This is a genomic window from Brevibacillus brevis (assembly GCF_900637055.1).
Lineage (GTDB): Bacteria > Bacillota > Bacilli > Brevibacillales > Brevibacillaceae > Brevibacillus > Brevibacillus brevis.
In genome coordinates, this window is record NZ_LR134338.1 from 2,850,323 (window position 1) to 2,872,968 (window position 22,646).

Here is a 22,646-nt window from a genome sequence, read left to right on the forward strand (position 1 = left end):
TGTTTCCTATGAACTCTACAAATATGGAACATATAATTGAAACGATTATCACCAAGATCAAGGAACTGGCCGAACTGGGAGAAGAAGTGAAGATCAATCCAGAAGATCCGCTTATTCGGCTGGGCATTAACTCTATAAAGGCGATGGAATTGTTAGTGGAAATCGAGAACACTTTAGGCGTAGTGGTAGAAGACGACGAATTGTTGATTGAAAACTTTACGAGTGTGAAAAAAATCGCTGATCTCATCGCTTCTAAGATAGGAGAGTAAATAGTCGATTTGTTCGATAAAATGAAACTTTTAAAAAAATTAAAAGAATTCATTTACAAGTAAATCTAAAATTGGTATAAATAGAGAGTCCGATGATATTTTGTCATTTTATGACGATATCTCGGATAGTTACATAGCGGGGAGGTGCAGTGAGAATGGCTAATTACGAAGTGAAAGAAGTAGCAGATGTTTCTGCAGACGCTTGCACACCTTTCTAATCTAATGCCACACAGTTGGAAATGGGCGAATCGGCAAATCAACTGATTCGCCTTTTTCTCTGATTAATTTTCAACGTCGTAACGAAGACGATAATTTTATAAATTTCCTATTTTACGATCAATTAAAGATGTGTGTGTTTAGGACATATCCTAACGGAGGTGAAATTTTCAGTGGAAGAGAGGCACGATAAAAATTGTTTCATCGAAGTATTAAAACATTGGTTCTATCGACAACTAGGTGTTGAAGTTCCAGATGTTTTTTTGTACATAATCTTTGGGAGTCTGAATTTTCATTATTCTTCTCGCCTTGAGGATCCCTCACATATTTTTCCGAAAGTCGATCTGATCCAACCCACGGACGAGACGAATTTAGAGAAGTGGCTGGGTTTGAAAACCATCTGGCACGACCCAGTAACGTCTGAAAGAGGATGGAACCGATTAGAACCCCTCTTGATGAAGGGACAGAACCCGATTGTGAGGGTGGCTGTCCATATGCTGCCTGATCTGGAAGCGACTCAGACTGTGACATTCATGTCCATCAACCAGTATTTACCGGAAGAATCGGCAGTAGATGTCTTCAGCACGTTTTATAGCGGACGGCTAAGTTTGGAGAAGTTGGATTTAGCCCGTCGTGAAATCGTTTCTTTTTCCTTGCCGGAATGTCAGTGGTTGGAGCTGAGCATGACGGAGATGCCAGTGCTAGATCATTCATATCTGGAACGGATCTTTCTAGCACAACTGCAAGCGGATCTGGCCAAAGGGTATAGTGCGGCAAACTTTGAGAAGATGATCGCCGATCTATTGCTGGTCGAGGGGTTGAACCCGCTCTTGGCCAAGCTATACATAGCTTGCTTCGGCAAGCACATGTTTCATCCTAAGGGACCGGCCAGCGTTCGTCGTGAGATGTTGTCGGTAATGCACGAGTTGCAGAAAGGTGGAACTGTCTCTGAGGAGACTGTCGTCCGGTATGAGGTACTCTGCCAGCAGTGGGACATCCTCAAAATGATGTTCGCCAAGGCAGGGGCTGCTCCCAAACAAATGGTCGAAAGGTTGATTGAGCGCGTTCGCACCATCGCGGCGTTGGAGCAAGAGGTGTTTGACATGATGCGAAAACAAGTTAAGGTGGGATGACCGTGTTGCAATATAAGGTATCTGATTACCTTCAGCGTCTGGAGGAAGAGGGAATCGTCTACTTTTTACACAGCGGAACGGGCAAGATTTTGGAGATCTCACCGGAGATGATCGAATTGCTCAGTTTCCTGACGGAAGTACGGACAGAAGAAGAGTTAATGTGTTTTATCGCGGAACAAAACCCCGAGGTAAGTAATGCAGAGCTGGCCGAGATGGTCAAGACGGTCTCAACGCTTCTTGAAAAGCACGCACTCGTGCAACGGGTAGACTAATCTTATCGTGGAGGAACTCACATGTACATATTGGGAATCACAGGTCCGTTGGGACACGATGCAGCCGCTTGTTTGATGCATGAAGGCCGGATTGTCGCAATGGTGGAGGAGGAGCGGCTGACCCGAAAGCCGCACTCCCCAGGTGGACAGATGCCGTACCTTGCCATGGAATATTGTCTAAGCCATGCTGGCATCACTTTAGATGAAGTGGATGTCATTGCGTTGAGCTGGGATCAATCCTTAATTCCTGACACAAAGATCAAACTTCCAGACTATTTCAACGACGTGAACAATTTGTTTCCTAAACAGAAGATCCACTATCGTAAGCTGCCGAGGGTCGAAGTTGTCGACCATCATCTTGCTCATGCTGCTAGTACCTTTTACTTCTCGCCATTTGAAACAGCTGGAGTGCTTGTCGTGGATGGGGCGGGTGAGGACACTTGCACCACCCTGTATCACGGCCAGAACGGGCGACTGAAGAAGCTGGATTCGATCCATCACAACGAGTCGCTTGGTGAGTTCTATGCCACTGTTACCGAATTTGTAGGTTTTGATTGGAATGATCCCGGTAAGACGATGGGACTGGCTTCCTACGGAGAAGCGGTGTACGAATTTCCTCGCTTGATGATCGATGCAAAGCGCGGGTATCACATCAACATCGAACACAGTCTTCACATGACTCAGGTCGAAAATATCTGGAAGCGCGAGTTTTTACGATTGAAAATCAAGCCAAATGCGAGCATGCGCCTTTACAACCCGGTCACATTCCGCCACTCGGATCACTTGGAGTTTGCTGAGGAGCACAAAAATTTGGCCGCTTCCGCCCAGAGGGCACTGGAGCAGGCTTATTTCTCGCTTGCCCGTGTGTTGGTGGAGCGCACAGGCTCACGTAACCTCTGCTTAGCGGGCGGCGTGGCTCTGAACTGTGTGGCGAACGGAAAACTAGCGAGGAGCGGGATTGTCGATGATCTTTTTATCCAGCCAGCTGCCAATGATGCAGGCGCGGCGATCGGGGCAGCTGCGGAAATAGCGGTGCAGTACGGATATCAGATCGAAAAGCTTGTCGGCCCGTACGCAGGTCCGTCTTTTACCAACGATGAGATCATTCGTTCAGTTGAGCACCTGGGACTGTCTTATAAACGGGCAGACGATGTCGCTGAACTAGCGGCGGAGTCGTTGGCACAAGGGTATTCTGTTGGCTGGTTTCAAGGCCGTGCCGAATACGGGCCTCGCGCACTAGGAAACCGCAGTATGCTGGCCAACCCGTCAGTGCCTGGGATTCAAAATCATATGAATCACAACGTCAAATTCCGTGAGTCGTTTCGCCCCTTTGGTCCATCAGTAATCGAAGAGGAAGCTGGAGATTGGTTTGAGCATATGAGCCCTTCACGCTACATGTTGAAGTCGGTGAACGTCAAAGTGGACAAACGTGACAAGATACCGGGTGTTGTACACGTCGACGGATCTTCACGCCCACAAACGGTGACCGCAGAGACAAACTGGCGTTATTATGATCTACTCCAAAAATTCAAAGCGAAAACGGGGTTGCCGATGGTGTTGAACACGTCGTTCAACCTGCGCGGCGAACCGATGGTCTGTACCCCGTACGATGCTGTACGAACGTTTATGACAGGTGCACTGGATGTGCTGATCATGGAGGATATCGTCCTGAAGAAACCGCAAGTGTTCATGTAAAGAACGGAGGAAGTGAAATGCAAAACATCATTGTACGCCCATACACCCCTGCAGTGCTGGACGAACTGCAAGAGATTGAAAAGAAAATGAGAAAGCGCTTCCCGGATTTTCCTGCGTGGGCAAACTGGGTCTACCTCCACAAACCGGAGATAAAACCGGACAACATGTACGTAGCCTACGAAGGTAGGCAGGCGATTGGGTACGGTCACTTGATTCCCCGTTTCGCTCATGCAAATGATCCATCACATGTGCCGAACACAATCTATCTGGACATGAATGCCTCGCTGGAGGCAGAACAGCCTGAGAGAGTGCTCGATGCCCTGTATGAGGCTTTGAGAGCGCGCGTTGGAGAGATGCTGGTAGAAGCGTTGCCGCGCAAGACTGAATTGTGCATCCAACACTATGCGACCGTTCATCCGATTCTCGATTATGCGGCAGGCCAAGGATTTGAGAGGGTAGAGAGCTACCGATTGCTTCAACGTGACCTGAATATGGAAATCCCCGATCGTTTGGTACGTGGCGACTTGAAGATCCGCGAGTGGAAGCTAGAGACTTTGGCTGATAAGGAAAAGTTTCTCGCGGTTAACAAATTGGCTTTTCCAGAGGAATCCGCAACGCTGGAGCAGTTGGAAGGAATCATAAGCATTCCGCATTTTACGACTTTCGCCGCCTTTACGCCGGCTGACGAGGTGGTAGGTGTGATCATGGTGCGGGCAGAAGATGCGACCGCGGGTTTTATAGAAAATGTGTTCGTGCTGCCTGAATTCCGTGGTCATGGACTGGCCGAAGCGCTGGTTGCACACGGGTTGTTCCACTTGCTTAAACAGGGCTTTCAGTCGGTATTGTTGCATGTGGCGGCCTCAAACGTTCCCGCTTGCAACTTGTACCAAAAGGCTGGTTTCGAGATTGTGAAAGAGCAGATCGAGATTCGGTGTGACTGGAATGCTCAGTAAAAAGGAGGGGGACATATTGGAGAATGCTCGTAAGCTTGACAAGCAAAACGTAGAAGACATCATCGGTTTAAGCCCTTTGCAAGAGGGAATCCTCTTTCACCACGTCAGCGAACCTGGAACATATGTGGAGCAACTTTCCTTCCGCCTGACTGGTTTCACATCTAGTGAAGCTGTTCGTCAGGCGTGGGATGTGCTCGGAGAGGAAATCCAGTCTTTACGTACAGTTTTTCGTTGGGAAAAGGTAGACAAACCTGTGCAGATCTTCCTGCGTCGCAAAGTGATTCCTATGACGGAACATGACTTGGTTTCTTTGCACCAAGTAGAACAAGACGTACGCCTGAAAGAGATCCGCGAGGCTGAGCGCGATCGAGGCATTGCACTTGAATCTGATCCCTTCCGCCTGACTATCTGCAAACTGTCGCAAACGGAGTTGGAGATGGTACTGACCTATCACCACATCCTGTTTGATGGGTGGAGCACAGGGCTTTTGCTGCAAAAATTCATAGATGTGTACCGGACGATAGAAGAAGGGAAGCCACGCGAACTGATCCACCAACCGTCCTATAAAGAGTTCATTCGCTGGCATCAGAAACAGGATCGTAAGGCGCAACATGAGTATTGGAAACAAGTACTGGCCGGATTTGACAACCGTACGCGCCTGCCGGGAATCAAGGCGACTGATGTGCGCAATCGTGAGATGAATGCAGATCATGACGAGATTGGGGCCATTACCTATCAATTGACCGAGGAACAATCCGCCAAGCTACAATTCTGTGCAAACGATCATCAAGTGACACTGGCGACGTTGGTCTATACTGCCTGGGGTTTAATCCTTGGTCGCTGGAACAACGCTGATGACGTAGTGTTCGGCACGACAGTTTCCGGCCGAAAAGCCAACATCAAAGGCATCGACCAAATGATTGGCCTGTTTATCAATACATTGCCGCTTCGGGTCTCTACGAATGGCCAGGAACGAGTGAGCGAGTTGTTGCGTCGTATGGACTACTCCTTGAATGAAAGAGAAGATTTTGAGTCCGCTCCCCTGTATGAGATTAGTGGACTTAGCGAGATCGACAAACGCGAGACCTTGTTCGATTCTTTAGTTGTCATGGAAAATTATCCGTTGGACGAACGGTTGAACCGGTCTGGTGATGGAAAGAAACTCGAACTCACCTCCTTGAGTAAGAAGATGAACTATCCTCTTACATTGGGGGTGTATCCGTTTCAGGGTTTGAAACTGGAGATCAACTATCAAACAGCTCTGTTTGCGCCGGAGGTAATTACTCGTTTTGCCGATCAATTTGTTCAGATGCTGTTGGCGCTTACGGAGGCGGGAGATCGATTAGTCGCGCAATTGGACCCCCTGCTCCCCAAGGAGAGGGCGGCGTTGCTGGGTCCGTGGAGCGGCACCGAACTTCCTTATCAGCAGAACGTGACGGTCGATCAGTTGTTTGCGGCACAGGTAGAACGCACGCCGAACCATCTGGCGGTCGTGATGGGAGATGTGCAGCTTACTTACCAAGAATTGCATGAAAAGTCTAACAGGCTTGCCAGGACACTGCATCAGCACGGCATTCAAAGAGGTGCTACGGTCGTACTTCTGATGGAGAAGAGCGTGGAGTTGATCGTGGGGTTGCTCGCAATCCTCAAAGCTGGCGGCGCATACCTGCCAATCGATCCTGCCCTGCCTGATGAGCGAATTCAATATATGTCCGATGACAGCGCCGCCGTTATGGTGCTGACCGTCTCACAGCACAAGGAGCGAGCTCCAATAAGACTTCCCATACTGGATTTGAAAGACCCGACAGTGTTTGCTGAGGACAGCTGCGACCTTCCCGTGGTAACAGAACCGAAAGATGTGGCGGTAATCTATTATACGTCCGGCTCAACCGGTCTCCCCAAAGGCGTGGAGATCGAGCATCATGGGATCGTCAACCAGAAAGCGTATGTGGAACATGTCCTAGGAATCGGAACTGAAGACAGAATAGGGCAATTCGCCAGCTTTGCGTTTAACGCGACGATCTGGGAAGTATTCATGGCCTTGTTAAACGGTGCGCAACTGCATCTGCTTGGGCCCAATCTGATCCAAGACCCTGCAGAGTTGACAAATTACTTTGAAACGCAAGGGATTACGACGGTCACAATGGCTCCGACTTATCTAAGCCAACTGGACCCCCTCCGTTTTCCAAAGCTCAAGCGCCTTATCACGGCTGGCTCAGAGAGCAGTCCTAAACTGGTACGGTCGTGGGGAGACCGAATTTTCTACCTGAATGCGTACGGTTCGACGGAGACCACTAACTCGGCGCTTGTCTGGCATTACATACCGGGTGAACCTATTCCCGAGCCAGTGCCGATTGGCAAGCCCTTTCCGAACAAACGTGTCTATCTCCTCGACAACTATCTGCGGTTGCAACCGATCGGGGCTGTCGGAGAGATCTGCGTCGGCGGGGCGGGTACGGCGCGGGGCTATGTGAACAAACCGGAACTGACAGCCGAAAGATTTGTTCCCAACCCGTATGTGCCAGGGGAACGGTTGTATCGCACAGGAGATATCGGAAGATGGCGGGAGGATGGGACGGTTGAGTTTATCGGGCGATTGGACCGCCAAGTCAAGGTGCGGGGCTTCCGTATCGAGATCGGAGAGGTGGAGGCGACTATCCGGCAACATCCAAACATTGCGCAAACGGTGGTTGCGCCGGTCGAAGATGGCCGTGGAGATAGAGCGCTCTGTGCTTATGTGGTCTGGGGCGAAAGCGAGGAAAAGGGGATTGCAGAACTGAAAGAATTCCTTATTTCCCGCATGCCCGCTTATATGATCCCTGCTTACTGGGTGGAATTGCAGGAACTCCCTTTGACGCCCAGCCGGAAGATCGACATGAAACAACTTCCCGACCCGCGTGCGCTTCTAGAAAGTCATGGGGAGCGTGTGCTGCCGAAAAACGAGTGGGAAGAAATCATCGCTGCTTGTTGGCGGGAAGTGTTAAGGTTGGAGTCCGTCAGTGTGCAAGACAGCTTCTTTGATCTAGGCGGAAACTCCATTATGATCATGCATCTGCACGGTAAATTCGAGAAACGATTTCCAAATTTATTTGAAATTCCAGACCTATTCAGTAATCCAACTGTTCAGCAACAGGCGGCTTTTTTAGAACGTAAACTCACTTGTCAAGAGGAGCGGACTGTACTGGAAATCGCGTTGCCACATGGATTGCAAGCGGACAGAGTGTTGGCAGCCGGGTACGAATGGAAATTTGAGGAGGAACTCTATCAGTCGCTGCAAGAGATCGCCGTTCACGAAGGTGTAACAATCGAGGCAGTTCTAGTGGGGCTATGGCTCTATCATCTGGGTGATCGGACTGGGCAGCAGGAATTGAAAGTAGACACGCTGCTTGTTCCGTTCAATGAAGTTCGTCCGCTGTTCTTGCCAGTCAATCAGTATACAGAGTTTGGGGAACTGTTTCGCGCTGCCGAGTCCGGGGCACGAAGCGATGCATCTACAAGTTACTCGATGGGGCAACTGAAAAGGGCGCGAGCTGGACTCCTACCACTCATTTACAAGAAGGAATGTCTCACGCTGACGATTGATCTTTTTGACAACTACGATCTGGTGATTGAGCTGTCAGGCGATCATATGTCGTTGGAAAGCAAGACAGATCTGGTGCGGGAGGAGATCCTAGAGGCGTGGGTGCAGGGGTATCTGGAAGTTCTTCGCCTTGTCGTCTCCCACTACGCCGCGCGAATCGGGTAAAAGGAGAACGCGTCACGTGCTAAAAAAATTATTGCAGCAAAAGAGTCAAGCCTTATCGGATCAATCAGTCGAAGCACAGGCGATTCAAAAAATGAATAGCAAGGACATCGCAGTGATCGGTCTCTCGTTGCGCTTTCCTCAGGCGGATACTGCGGAACGTTTCTGGCAAAACCTGCGTTCGGGAGCCGATTGTATGCAAAAACTGCCATATGATCGTCTGGAGGATCTGATTCGCTACTTAAAAGTCACTGGCGTGCCATATGACGCAAAAATGTTGCGCGCGGGCGAAGCGGGGTTCCTCAACGGAATCGACCGATTTGATTATGCGTTTTTCCGTATGTCGCCCAAGGAAGCATCCTTGATGGATCCGAACCAGCGCTTGTTCCTACAAACAGCATGGGCGGCGATTGAAGATGCCGGTTATGGTGGAGAGAGGCTGCGCGGCACACGCACAGGTATCTACGTGGGTTCGAGTTCGGAAGCGGATTACAAGCGCATGGTCGAAACGATCGACGGATCGGATCTGTCGACGGCGATGATGGGCAATTTGAACGCCATGCTACCCAGCCGTCTTTCTTATCTACTAGATCTGCGAGGGCCGAGCCTTGTGGTTGACACTTCTTGTTCGTCCTCGCTGACGGCCGTGCATCTGGCTTGTCAGGCGTTACGAAACGGTGAGTGTGACCAAGCGATCGCTGGTGGAGTGCAGGTGCATGTCTTGCCGCTACGTAAGGGGAAGGTCGGGATCGAATCCTCGACTTTCCGAACCTGCACGTTTGATGATGACTCGGATGGTACGGGAGCTGGGGAAGGTGTTGCTGCCGTCCTGCTTAAGCCGTTATACAGGGCGAAAAAAGACGGGGATCACATCTACGCGGTCATCAAAGGAAGTGCAATCAATCAAGATGGCCGCTCGAATGGACTGACGGCTCCGAACGCAGCCGCGCAAGAACAAGTGCTTGTGCGGTCGTGGCGGGACGCCGGCATCGATCCTGCCACGATCACCTGTCTGGAGGCGCACGGCACAGGCACCAAGCTTGGCGATCCGATCGAGATAGACGGCATTCGTAGGGCCTTCGCCGCATACACGGATCGTAAACAGTTTTGCGCGATTGGCTCGGTCAAGTCTAATTTCGGTCATCTCGACAACGCAGCCGGAATCGCCGGACTGATCAAGGCGATCCTCGCCTTATATCATCGCGAGTTGCCGCCGACGCTGCACTTCCAACGCCCTAACCGCAAGATTCCGTTAGAAAATTCTCCCGTTTACATCAACGACTGCCTGCGGGATTGGGAATCGGCTGGCCCTCGCCGTTGCGGGGTTAGTTCATTTGGATTGTCGGGCACAAATTGCCACGTCGTCTTAGAAGAGGCCCCTTCCCGGCCAAGCGTACCCGCGGCAGAAGGTGTTCAAATCATCACGCTGTCAGCTCGTTCGCTTCAGGCATTGCGGCGGGCCGTGACCAATCTGTTCGATCATCTGTGTGCACATGAGGAGATCGAACTGGCCGATGTATGTCGTACTTTGAACACAGGTCGTACTCACTGGGAACACAGGCTGGTGTTTTGGGCACATACCCGTTCTGAACTGCTCGACAAACTGGAGCAGGCGCTGAACAGCCGAGAAAGCATCGAAGAGATACTGTACGGTCACTGCAAGCCGGAGGAGACTGGGGAAAAGCGAGAATTCGATCCCGCCCGCCTCCACGAGTGTTGTGAGCAATACGTGAATGGTGCCGCGTTTGACTGGGAGTTGTTGCACGCAAAAAGGGGAGGACGAAGAGTTTCTCTACCGTCCTATGCGTTCGAGATGACTCGCTGCTGGCTGGAGATCGAGGAGGCCAGTGAGCCGTTGCATTACCGGGCTGGATGGCAGGCGGTGTCAGCTGTCAAAGGAAGTGTGCCGATTGGCGCAAGCCTGCTGCTCCATGATGGATCACAGCACGCCACCAAGTTGTCCCATCAAATGCGTGATGCGGGTGGACGGGTGATTGAAGTAGTGACGGAAAACGCTTTCTCGTGCGGTGGCACCGATGTTTACACACTCGGCGACGGGGAACGTGCGTACCAGGACCTATTGCAAACGCTCGGCGACACCGAGTTCAACAGAGTGATCGATGCACGGAACTGGCGAATCGAGGGAGAGGTAGCTACCCGATCAGACTTAGAAGAAACGCTTGAGCAGGGGATGTACGGTTTTTTGGAACTCCTGAAAACGCTAGGGCAAACGGAGCGAACAAATCCTTTGGATATCGTAATCCTTTCGGCTTGGGCTCATCCGGTGACCGATGGACAGAATCCTGTATATGCTCACCATGCGCTTTCGTTCGGTATAGGCAAGACAATGCGATGGGAACAGCCACTGTTGCGATGTCGAAGCATTGACACCGATGCGGTGACCCCGATAGAAGTCCTGATCGAGGAATTGCGCGCGGAGGAAACTCCCTATGGAGTCGCTTATCGTAACGGTGTTCGTTATGTTGAATGTTTGACGACCCTCGAACTTGACGATTTGTCAGAGGAAACGGTAGAGATTCATGAGGGTGGAGTTTATGTGATCACAGGCGGGCTTGGAAAGCTCGGTCTGGAGATGGCGGGCTTCCTTGCTTCCAAGGCGGGCGTTCGCCTCGCATTGTTGAGCCGCACGGCAGATACAGCAGATGCCCAAACACGGGCCCGCATTCAATCGCTGGAAGAATCGGGGGCCGAGGTGCTCGTCCTGCAAGCGGATGTGGCGGATGAGGTGTCTTTGGAACGGGCGCTCGGTTGTGTGCGGTCGCGTTGGGGGCGCATATGCGGCGTTGTGCATTGTGCCGGAGTTGGTGTGGGGATGAACGGTTCTCCCGTTGTGACCGACTCGCGGGACACTTATACCGCGGTACTCTGGCCGAAAGTGCAGGGGACGTGGCAGTTGGAGAAAGCGATCCGGGCTGACCGACCGGATTTTCTCTTGCTGTTCTCTTCGGTGTTGACATTAGTCGGCTCGCACGGCGGTGGCAGCTATGCAGCTGCCAATTCCTATTTGGATTCGTTTGCAGCGCAGGCTCGCCTAAACGCATGTAAAGTGCTGACGATCAACTGGCCGTATTGGCAGGTGAGCATGCCCGAGACGCCGGTGCCGGTGGATCAAGATCGGGAATTGTTCCGCTATCTGACGCCAGACGTCGCTTTGACAGCATTATCGGGCATATGGTCTAAGCGTATCGACCGAGCGGTAATCGGTATCTTGAACAAAACGAGCCCGGTGCTAGGACTGAGCGGACAATTGCCGCTAGAAATCGAGGAGGGATTGCGGACGTGGAGCCTGCCTGAATCCAAACCCAAGCAGAGCAGTTCAACGCCTCGCAGGTCGATCAAACTGAGTGGCAAGGCCCAAGAGGACTACACTGACCAGGAACTGGATGTTGCGTCGGTGTGGCAGGAAGTGCTGGGCTTTGCGGAGTTTGGCGTTCACGATAATTTCTTTGAGATCGGCGGCGATTCGATCCACATCATCAAGGTACACGCTCATCTGGAGGAACGATACCCTGGCCGTTTGCAGATGACCGACCTGTTTGCCTACCCAACCATTGCCAAGATTGCCGAACAGATCTCCGGGCAATTTGATCTGTCGGGCGACAGAGGCGAAGAGTCACTGCGTGAGCAGATTCGAGCGTTGCTCACTGCGGTGGAACAGGGGGAGAAAACGCTGGAAGAAACTGTACGAGACTATCACAGACTTGAGGGAAACTGATGAAGGACACGACCACATATCTCTTCGAACAGATCTTGGCTGGCAGGGTAGATCGGAACATCGGCGTGGAACTCCTCACGCGGTTGAAGCGCGAACATACCTTGCAGACTGCTGAAATGGCCGTGATCGGGATGTCGGTACGATTGCCACACGCCCGGACGCCTGATCAGTTTTGGCAGAATTTGCGCGCAGGGATCGACTCGATTGGACCGCTTCCGCCGCGCAGGCGTCAAGATGAAGACCGCTACCTGGAAGCTCTCGGAAAGTTGTCCCACGACTACGAACTAGGAGCGTATTTGGAAGAGATCGATGCGTTTGATTATCGCTTTTTCCGCCTGACCCCAAAGGAAGCCTCTTTGATGAGCCCGGCACAGCGCCTGTTCCTCGAGTCCGCTTGGGAGACGATCGAAGAAGCGGGCTATGGAGGGAATCAGCTTCGCGGCAGCAAGACAGGTGTCTACATCGGGTATGGATCGGATGCATTGCACGATTACATGCAGATGATTCAAACTGTTGAACCGAATGCAGTGTCGATGGCGGTACCTGGTAACCTCTCGCCGATCGTGGCCAGCCGAATCGCTTATCTGCTTGACCTTCGTGGGCCATCAATGGCGATAGATACGACTTGCTCCTCTTCGTTGGTTGCCTTGCATGTCGCCTGTCAGGCGATCCGCAACGGTGATTGTGAACAGGCGCTGGTCGGCGGGATTCGAATTAACTACCTGCGGCAAAAAGGCGAATTGCGTATGGGGATTCAGGCATCCGACGGACGGGCAAAAACGTTCGACGATTCGTCGGACGGCACAGGCAGCGGTGAAGGTGTGGTTGCAGTGCTGATAAAACCCCTTGATAAGGCATTGCATGACGGGGATCAGATCCATGCGGTGATCAAGGGTAGCGCGATAAACCAAGACGGCAATTCAATCGGACTGACAGCTCCCAACGTGTTGGCCCAAGAGCAGTTGTTGCTCGATGCTTGGCAGGCTGCCGGAGTGTCCCCAGAAACAATCACCTATCTGGAAGCGCATGGAACCGGTACAAAACTGGGCGATCCAATTGAGATCGACGCCTTACGAAAAGCATTTCGTCGCCATACAGCACGCACACAATTTTGTGGCATCGGCTCGGTTAAAACAAACGTTGGGCATTTGGACAACGCGGCTGGTCTCGTTGGGCTGATTAAGACGATCCTCGCTTTGAAGCATGGAGAGTTGCCGCCTTCGCTTCATTTTATGAAAGCAAATCGGCAGATTCGATTTGAAGATTCTCCTGTTTACGTCGTCGATCGCTTGATGCCATGGGCGACAGACGGAATCCCAAGGCGTGCCGGCATCAGTTCATTCGGACTGTCCGGCACAAACTGCCATGTGGTGTTGGAAGAGGCACCGAAACGAGCCAAGACCCGCAAGGAGGAAGAAAAGATCTGGCTGTTGCCCTTGTCGGCGAAAACGAAGAGCGGTCTGGCCGCTCTAAAAGAGCAATACCGACATCGCTTGATGAGTGGTGAACACCTATCGTTGCCTGATCTGTGTCAGACGGCGGCGTTGGGGCGCGGGCAGTATGAGCATCGCATGGCAATTTTAGCTTCGAGCAGAGCAGATCTGCTGGCGAAGCTTAGCGGAGGAGAAGGTGTTTACAGCAGCTCAGCTCTGATGTTGCAGAAGTCGGACACTGAGGGGCCGGATGTAGACGGCTGGTTGGCGCGATGGATAATGGAAAGACAAGGAGAGGCCCGAGAACAGTTGCTTGTCGAACTTGGCATCCTCTACGTACAAGGAGCAGACATTCCTTGGAACCTCGTTTATCAGGATGAGGTTTGGAACAAGGCCTCCCTACCTGTTTATCCGTTTGAACGGACGCGTTGCTGGATCGACATTCCGATCAATCTATCGAAAAAGGAGCAGGGCATCGCTATGAGTCAGGCATATGAAAGTGCGGCCATAAAGCACGGAGAGACAGTCCTGGCATTTGTTAAGCAAACGGTGCAGGACATAACAGGCATCTCCGAAGCTGAGATCTCCGCTGAACACAATCTTTTTGAAATGGGACTTGATTCGCTTATGCTCGTCCAAGTGAGTGAGCGGATCAAGGACCATTATGGGCTGGAGATTCCGCTCGGCGAGTTTTACGAAGAACTATCTACGCCTGGTGCGCTAGCCGCATACCTAACGGAGCACCTGCCGGCACAATCGCCGGATGCTCTCGTAGATTATCAGGCGAGTGTCGTGTCGGTTCACAACACTCCTGTTCAACAGGTGTTGTCAAATCCCGTCGCTCCTGACGTTACTCAAGCCGCTCGTAATCTTCCTCCGGCCGGGGGATCTGATTTGGAGCGATTGCTGGCCCAGCAGTTGCAGGTGATGTCGATGCAATTGGAACTCCTTAGTAAGCCTTCACAAGATATGACTAAGGCGCAAACTGCGTTTCTGCAAACGGCCGCCACCGCAACGGCGAGCCCCGTTCAACAGATCCGGGACGAGGGGGATACAGGTTCTACCGAGCCAGACCAGGGAGTCTTTATTCCGTATCGGAAACTGGCGCTGACTCCCTCGACCATGTCTGAACAGCAGCTACGACATGTAGAAGAATTGGCGGCGCGTCTGAGTGAGCGTTTCAAGCTGACCAAAGAGATGACTCAAAAGTTTCGTAGGGTATTAGCGAACAATCGAAACGTGGCGGGGTTTAAACCTGCCTGGAAAGAAATGATTGTACAAGTGATCGCCGAACGAGCCCAAGGTTCTAAAATCTGGGATGTAGACGGACGTGAATATCTCGACATCTCGATGGGGTTTGGAGTGCATCTGCTCGGACATGCGCCTTCCTTCATAACGGAGGCGGTACGTGAAGAAGCGCTCCGGGGCATGCCGCTTGGCCCGATGAATCCTTTGGCAGGCGAAGTGGCACAGCTTATTTCAGAATTTACTGGCATGGAACGGATTGCCTTTTTCAACTCCGGCACCGAAGCGGTCATGGTCGCACTACGCCTAGCGCGCGCAGTCACCGGCCGTTCCAAGATCGCCTTGTTTGAAGGTTCTTTCCATGGAACGTTTGACGGCGTACTGGCCCGGCGTCACTCTGCAGGCGGCGTTCAGGCGGTTCCAGTTGCACCGGGGATCACCGATCATCTTGTTGGTGATGTGGTGGTCTTGAAGTACAATGACCCCGAATCGCTGGAGATCATCAAGCGTCACGCCCATGAACTCGCGGGTGTATTGGTCGAACCGGTACAAAGCCGCAGACCGGACTTGCAACCGCGTGAGTTTTTACAGGAATTGCGGCAAGTCACAAAGGAGCGGGACATTGCCCTTATCTTTGATGAAATAATTACAGGTTTTCGAATTCACCCTGGCGGTGCCCAGGCGTGGTTCGGAGTTCAGGCGGATATTGCAACATATGGCAAGATCATGGGCGGGGGGCTTCCGGTCGGTGTTGTCGCAGGCAAATCCAAATATATGAATTCGATCGATGGCGGCGATTGGCAATATGGAGATGACTCTTATCCGCAAAGCGACCGCACCCGTACTCTGGTTGGCGGGACGTTCTGCCATCATCCGCTGGCAATGGCTGCGATTCGTGCAATGCTTGACCACCTTCGAGCTGAGGGGGCGGTGGTACAAGAGCGGATTAATGTGCGCACGACACGATTGGTCACAACTCTCAATGAGTATTTTGAACAAACGGAAGTGCCGATCAAGATGGTGCATTTCGGCTCGCTTTTCCGCTTTGTCCTGAGTGGGGATCTTGAGTTGTTGTTCTATCACCTGCTCGACAACGGGATTTATGTATGGGAAGGCCGCAATTGCTTTTTGTCGTCGGCACACACCGATGGAGATGTGGATCGTCTGATCAACGCGGTGATCAACAGCGTCGAGGCTATGCGGGAAGGCGGTTTCCTCCCAAAGTTGACACAAGCCAAGGAGCGTGATGCCTCTTCTATTGAACGGATTCCATTTACAGAGGGCCAGCGCAATCTCTGGCTTCATACCCAGATCGGCCACCAGGAATCTATGGCGTACAACGAATATGTGATCCTTGACCTCGACGGCCCGCTACACACGAAAGCCTTGCGGGGCGCGGTGCAGAAGATCGTACAACGCCATGAGATCTTGCGAGCCACGAGGGTGGATGAACACGGGTTCCTGCTAGAGGCGTCCCCAGCAATCGACATTCAGGTCGTTGATTTTACAGCCTTTACGGAAGCGGAACAGGCGGACCGTCTTCGTGACTGGCTGGAGTCGAAAGCACAGCACCCGATCGATTTGGAGAGCCTTCTGATGTTTCGACTGTACTTGTTGAAGCAGGGACCGACTCGTCACCAATTGGTCATCATATTGCCCCATCTGATGGCGGACGGGTGGTCGACCGCTGTCTTACTAGGCGAGTTGGAAGCGATTTATCGGGAGGGATGCACGCATATTCCGGTCTCGTTGCCCGAGCCAGTGCAATTCCGCGAATATGTAGAGTGGCTGGCGGAGCGACAGGGTGGCAGTGAAGGGGAAGAGATGGTCCTTTATTGGAGGGAGCAATTCGCCGAACCAATACCTCCGTTGGATCTGCCCTTGGATCTGCCACGTCCAGTTCAACGCTCGTTTTCCGGCGCACGCCTTCGCATCAAAGTAGGGGCACCGTTGCTAGAGTCATTGAAAAAGTTCAGTCGTCATCAGGGATGCTCGCTGTTTCATACCCTGTTTGGGGTATTCCAACTGTTTTTGTATAGACTGACCGGACAGAACCGATTTGTCATCGGCATACCTACGGCAGGACAGGTTGACATGCCTAAAAACTACTTGGTAGGACAATGTGCCAACGTGCTGCCTTTCGTCTGTCAGGTAGAGGGCGGTGATGCTTTTGCGCACTTGTTGCAAAAGGTCAAGCACGACTCGGCGAGCGCGATGAAGAACCAGCATGTGGCGGTTAGTTCCTTGGCGAAAGGGACCACTATACCAGATGTACAAGTGATGTTCAACCTGGATCGACAAGTGGGAAAACCCCAGCTTTATGGTATCAAGACCGATATGGTAGCCTATCCAATCCAATACGTAAAATATGAACTCACCTTGAACGCAGTGGAAGTGGACGGGGATATGCTCTTGGATTTTGACTACAAGACCGAATTGTTCTATAGCGAGTCTGTGCAACGCTGGACCGCACAGTTTTTGTCGCTTTTAGAGCAGATCGTGGCCTCGCCCGGGGTTCTCCATGACGAGTTTGAGCTGGACGGGGAGCCACCTCAGTTCTTGTCTGAGTCTCGGAAGGGAAAAGACGGAGGTGATCTGGCCCTCGCGAACGCACTAAACATCTCTCAAGAGGATCGTCTCACATTAGCAGACAGCCTGCTGCCGACTGATCGTGAATCCTTGATCCGGATCGCACGAGCGGCGGGTGCGGAGGAAGGCCCAGCCGATGTTTCCACGGTGTACGCTGTTCCGGTATCCGCCCTGCAGGATGGCGCTTTGTACCTGCCATCGCATGCAATCCGCTGGCTGGCTATTGGCAATGAACGGCTGAGCGGATCGGACATCAATTCGTTTCGTGAGCGGCTGGCGCCTGGTTCGTCCGTGACCGTTTTGTATCGTCCCGATGAACTTGCACAGTTTGTTGCAGTTCATGAGGTTGGGGACGCCCTCTTACATCCGCTTGAAACCGTACCGTTTGGACGGGCGTTACCTGGTGTGAGCTTGGTGGCACTTCAACACACGGGACGCCCGGCTCCGCTCGGCGTGTACGGAGACCTGTATGCGATTCTACCTGGACAGGGAGAAGAACTGCGGTCGTTGGGGATACGCGGTCGACGATTGACCGCAGACTTGTTCGGCCGAGAACTTCAGTGTCAGGAGCGGCAATTGCTCGGAGGAAAGGCTGTCTCGGATACAGAGCGCCGTTTACTTACGTTTTGGCAAGAGGTGCTCGGGATACCGGATATCGGGGTCCACGATCACTTTTTTGAACTGGGAGGCCAGTCATTCAAGGCTGCTCAGATCATCGGTCGTATAAGGGAGGAGTGGGGGAACGATCTGTCTCTTCTCACGATCTTTGAGCATCCGACCGTGTTTAAATTGGCCCGCTTCATAGATAGGAGTACAGCGCGCGAACGGCCACCGATCATGCCGATTCGTAGCAAGGAGCGATATGTGGCTTCTTCCGCACAGAAGCGCCAATACATCCTGAACCAGCTCGATCCATCCAGCACGGCCTATCATTTGACGGCTGCATTTCGTTTGTCCGGGCACTTGGATCGAAACGCGCTTGAGTATGCATTGCAGCAGGTGGTCCATCGCCATGAGAGCCTGCGCACATCGTTCCATTTTGATGACGGAGAGTGTTGGCAGATCGTGCATGACGACATTAGCCTGCGCCTTGAGGAAGGCGACGGGGAGGAGGGCGACATCCACCGCATGGCTAATTCGTTTCTCCGCCCGTTTGATCTGGGAACGGCCCCGTTGATGCGTGCCAGATTGGTGACGGTTGGTGATGAAACACACGTGCTCTTTCTCGATCTGCACCACATCATAGCAGACGGACTGTCGGTCAACATTTTGTTTCGCGACCTGCTAAGCAGTTGGAAAGGGCGCGCTCTCCAGCCACTCGAATTGCAGAGCAAAGACTTTGCCGAATGGCAACAGACACTGTTGGAGAGTGAGTTCGGTCAAGAACAAGAAGCGTATTGGCTCAGCCAATTTGCAGGAGAATTGCCATTGTTGAAGTTACCGACCGATTTCCCGCGACCGGCAAATAAGAGTTATGAAGGAGCATGCCATGCATTTTCCTTCGACAGCCAGTTATCCAAGGCTTTGCAAGAACTTGCTCTGAAAACGGATTCCACCTTGTTCATGGTGCTGCTAGCGGCATTCCAAGTGCTGCTCGCCAAATTCACTATGCAGGAGGACATCATCGTGGGATCTCCAGTCGCAGGCCGTCCGACAGCACAAACAGAAGGGGTGATCGGGATGTTCGTCAACACGGTCCCGTTACGGGGGCGTCCGCATGCCGCTCGCACCTTCCGCGATTTCCTCCAGGAAGTGAAAGGTACGTGCTTGGACGCATTCGACAATCAAGAGTATCCTTTGGAGCGGTTGGTAGAACGTCTGGGTCTTCCCCGCGACACCAGCCGCAATCCACTATTCGATACCCTGTTCGTGTTTGACAATATGGGCTCTGTCCAAGCCGAACTACACGATTTAAAGATCGAGCCGGTCAAGCTGGATGGACGTACGGCGCAGTTTGATCTTGCTCTGCACACCTATGAAGAGGGATCAGAGCTGCGCTTCACGCTGGAATACGCGACCAAGTTGTTCCAAACTTCTACGGCGGAACGGATCGCACGCCATTTTACACAGGTAGTGAGGAGTTTGACTGCTCAACCCGATAAAGCTCTCGGGGAACTGCAGATGATCGATGAAAAGGAGACGAATCTGATCCTGAATCAGTTCAACTCGACAGCGGTGGCGTATGACCAGGAGGAGACGGTGCACGGGCTGTTTGAAAAAATGGCCAGGGCCTATCCGGATGCTCCAGCGGCTATTTTTGACACGCAGACGCTTTGCTACGGAGAGCTTAACGAGAAAGCAGGGCAATTAGCCCGTGTCTTGCGTACCAAAGGGGTGGGGCCGGATCAACCGGTCGGCATCATGACGGACCGCTCGCCAGAGATGATCATCGGGATTTTGGCGATCTTGAAGGCGGGAGGGGCTTACCTTCCAATCGATCCCGGATATCCCAAGGAGCGGATCGCCTATCTGTTGCAAGACAGTCAAGCCAGACTCTTGCTAGTCAAGGGCGCTTTAGTGGATCTGGCTTTTGCGGGTGAGACACTGGATTTGGAAGATGAATGCTGGTACCAGGGCGAGAGCATCCTGGGTGTGACATCGGGCCCCCGTCATTTGGCGTATGTGATCTACACTTCCGGCTCAACCGGTCAGCCCAAGGGCGTCATGATCGAGCATCATGCCGTGATCAACCGCCTGCAATGGATGCAAAAACGTTATCCCCTGACGGAGCAGGATGTGATCTTGCAGAAAACCCCGTTCAGTTTTGACGTTTCGGTCTGGGAGCTGTTCTGGTGGGGGATGACGGGGGCTTCGGCAGCATTTTTAGGGCCAGGAGAGGAGAAAAATCCGCAGGCGATCGTCGAGGCCGTAGAGCGTTGGGGCGTGACGGTGATGCACTTTGTGCCGTCAATGTTGCATCTGTTTCTGGAAGCGGTGGAGAGCACTGAGAGCGAAAAGCAGCTTAGCAGTCTTCGCCGCGTGTTCATCAGCGGGGAAGCGCTGCAGGTGCCGCAAGCGCACCGATGCAAGCGGTTGCTATCACAGACGGAACTGGTCAACCTGTACGGACCAACGGAAGCGACGGTGGACGTGTCGTTTCACGACTGCACGGGCGATGCCGATCTGATGAGCGTGCCAATCGGGAAACCGATCGACAACATCGAGCTGTATGTGATTGACGAACAGCAACACCTGCAACCGATCGGGGTGCCGGGGGAACTGTGCATCGCTGGGGCCGGACTGGCGCGCGGGTATTGGAACAGGCCGGAACTGACGAGGGAAAAGTTTGTAGACAATCCGTTTCGTCCGGGGACGAAAATGTACAAGACGGGAGATCTGGCACGCTGGCTCCCGAACGGGGAAATCGAATACCTCGGTCGATTGGATCATCAGGTAAAAGTGCGTGGATACCGCATCGAGCTCGGGGAGATCGAGGCGGCGCTGGTCAAAGTGGCAGGGATTCAGGAAGCAGTGGTGGCCGCCCGAGAAGTCGAGGCAGGAATCAAAGACCTGTGTGCTTATTACACGAAACAGGGCGATCTGACAGCGGGGGAGATCCGGCAGGCGCTGACGGAGCGGATGCCGGGGTATATGGTACCGGGGTACTTTGTGGAGTTGGCGGAGATGCCGCTCACGCCAAATGGCAAGCTCGACCGCAAGCGACTACCGGACCCGAGAGGGCATCTGCAGCGGGAGAACGAGTACGCGGCTCCACGTACGCAGGTCGAGGAACGGGTGATCGCTGTCTGGGAGAATGTGCTCGGAGTGAAACCTATCGGAGTGGATGACTCATTTCTCCACTTGGGCGGCGATTCGATTAAAGCGATCCAAGTGGTGTCTCAACTGATGAGAGAGGGCCTGTGTCTGCAGGTCAAAGACCTTTTTAGCAACCCCACTGTTCGCTCGGTCGCCCCGTTCGTCACAAAGGCAAGCAGAACGATCGTTCAGGGACCGGTAGAGGGGGAATTGGTTCTGGCTCCGGTGCAACGATGGTTCTTTGAGAACATCCGCGTTGAGAAGCACCACTTTAATCAGTCGCTTCTTCTGCACAGCCTAGAGGAGTTGGACGATCAGCGTCTGAAAGCGGTGCTGGGCGAACTGGTGGCACACCATGATGCGTTGCGTCTGGTATTTCGTGAAGAAGAAGGTTTGATCACCGCAAATCATCGCGGCTTGGACGAGACGCTGTTCGATTTCGAGAGCCACGACTTGCTTGACTTAAATTCTGAGGCACTGAAAACACAGATTGAAAACGTGGCGAACCGTATGCAGAACTCCATCGACCTCGCTGCAGGTCCGATGGTCAAGGTAGCGCGTTTTCGAACGAGCAACGGAGATCATTTGCTGTTGATCTTCCACCACCTGATCGTGGATGGCGTGTCGTGGCGAATTTTGCTAGAGGACTTTGTAACCGGCTGGGAGCAGGCATCCCGAGGCGAAGCGATTCGCTTCCCAGCGAAGACCGACTCGTATCAGACGTGGAATCAGGCTCTGCAAGAGCACGCCATGAGAGCGAACGATCTCCCCTACTGGCAATCTGTCGCCGCCACTGTGATCCGTCCGTTGCCAGCCGACCGTAAAGTTAGTGTCCGGAAGAACGCGCGATCGCGGACTCTGACCGCGAACTTTTCAGCAGATCAGACCGCTGCCCTGCTTAAGGACGTACACGGGGTCTACCAGACTGAGATCAACGATCTACTGCTAACCGCGCTGGCAATAGCTGTGCGGGAATGGAGCGGACACGAGTCGATGGTAGTACAGTTGGAAGGTCACGGGCGCGAAGACGCGCTGGTCGGACTATCTGTCCATCGCACCGTCGGCTGGTTCACGTCGATGTATCCCGTCGTCCTTCCGGCGGTTAATGATGAACATGAATACATCTCCAGAATGATCAAGGAAGTCAAGGAGACCCTACGCCGTATTCCTCACAAGGGGATCGGCTATGGAATCCTGCGTGCATATCGAGGGAATGAACTCCAAGAGATCCGTCCGGAAATATCCTTCAACTATCTCGGTCAATGGGGTGATCTGCAAGAAATGACCTCCTCGTTTTCCAAATCGACTATGTCGCCCGGTGAGGCAGTTAGCCCCCAAGGTGAGCAGCTATTTAAGCTTGACATCAACGGCGGAGTATCGGATGGGTGTTTAAGACTCGACTTCCAATATTGCGCGGATGAATACGATGACCAGACAATCGCGAAATTGGTGGCTTTGTATGAGCGGAGCTTGCAATTGCTGATCACGCATTGCCAGAGTAAGGATAGCGTCGAATTCACCCCAAGCGATTTCAGTGCGAAGGGGCTGGATCTCGAAGATTTGGAAGATGTGTTCGACCTGATCGATAAAAATTTCTGACGAGATAC

The 22,646-nt window shown here is 52.7% G+C and carries 8 protein-coding genes; all 8 read left to right on the top strand.

Annotated elements, in window-relative coordinates; genetic code table 11:
* Positions 1 to 8 precede the first annotated feature (8 nt).
* The 8 genes from EL268_RS13960 (at position 9) to EL268_RS13995 (ending at position 22,638) form a co-directional block, all read left to right on the top strand.
* Positions 9 to 269 carry an acyl carrier protein gene (locus EL268_RS13960; RefSeq protein WP_106657687.1) on the top strand — a complete coding sequence of 87 codons (261 nt, stop codon included), beginning with the start codon at positions 9 to 11 and terminating at the stop codon, positions 267 to 269.
* A gap of 605 nt (positions 270 to 874) precedes the next feature.
* Positions 875 to 1,618, top strand: coding sequence for a hypothetical protein (locus EL268_RS13965; protein WP_126435431.1), 744 nt, complete (start codon positions 875 to 877; stop codon positions 1,616 to 1,618).
* Positions 1,619 to 1,620: 2 nt separating this feature from the next.
* A complete protein-coding gene (locus EL268_RS13970; protein ID WP_106657689.1) occupies positions 1,621 to 1,890 on the top strand; it encodes a hypothetical protein in 270 nt (89 codons plus the stop codon).
* Positions 1,891 to 1,911: 21 nt separating this feature from the next.
* Positions 1,912 to 3,585, top strand: a complete 1,674-nt coding sequence (locus EL268_RS13975; protein WP_106657690.1) for a carbamoyltransferase family protein — start codon at positions 1,912 to 1,914, stop codon at positions 3,583 to 3,585.
* 17 nt (positions 3,586 to 3,602) lie between these two features.
* A complete protein-coding gene (locus tag EL268_RS13980; protein WP_106657691.1) occupies positions 3,603 to 4,538 on the top strand; it encodes a GNAT family N-acetyltransferase in 936 nt (311 codons plus the stop codon).
* A gap of 16 nt (positions 4,539 to 4,554) precedes the next feature.
* Positions 4,555 to 8,283, top strand: a complete 3,729-nt coding sequence (locus EL268_RS13985; protein ID WP_164724474.1) for a non-ribosomal peptide synthetase — start codon at positions 4,555 to 4,557, stop codon at positions 8,281 to 8,283.
* 16 nt (positions 8,284 to 8,299) lie between these two features.
* Positions 8,300 to 12,016 carry a type I polyketide synthase gene (locus EL268_RS13990; RefSeq protein WP_106657693.1) on the top strand — a complete coding sequence of 1,239 codons (3,717 nt, stop codon included), beginning with the start codon at positions 8,300 to 8,302 and terminating at the stop codon, positions 12,014 to 12,016.
* A complete protein-coding gene (locus EL268_RS13995; RefSeq protein WP_115984375.1) occupies positions 12,016 to 22,638 on the top strand; it encodes a non-ribosomal peptide synthetase in 10,623 nt (3,540 codons plus the stop codon). Before EL268_RS13990 ends, EL268_RS13995 begins: the two co-directional genes overlap by 1 nt.
* Positions 22,639 to 22,646: the final 8 nt, after the last annotated feature.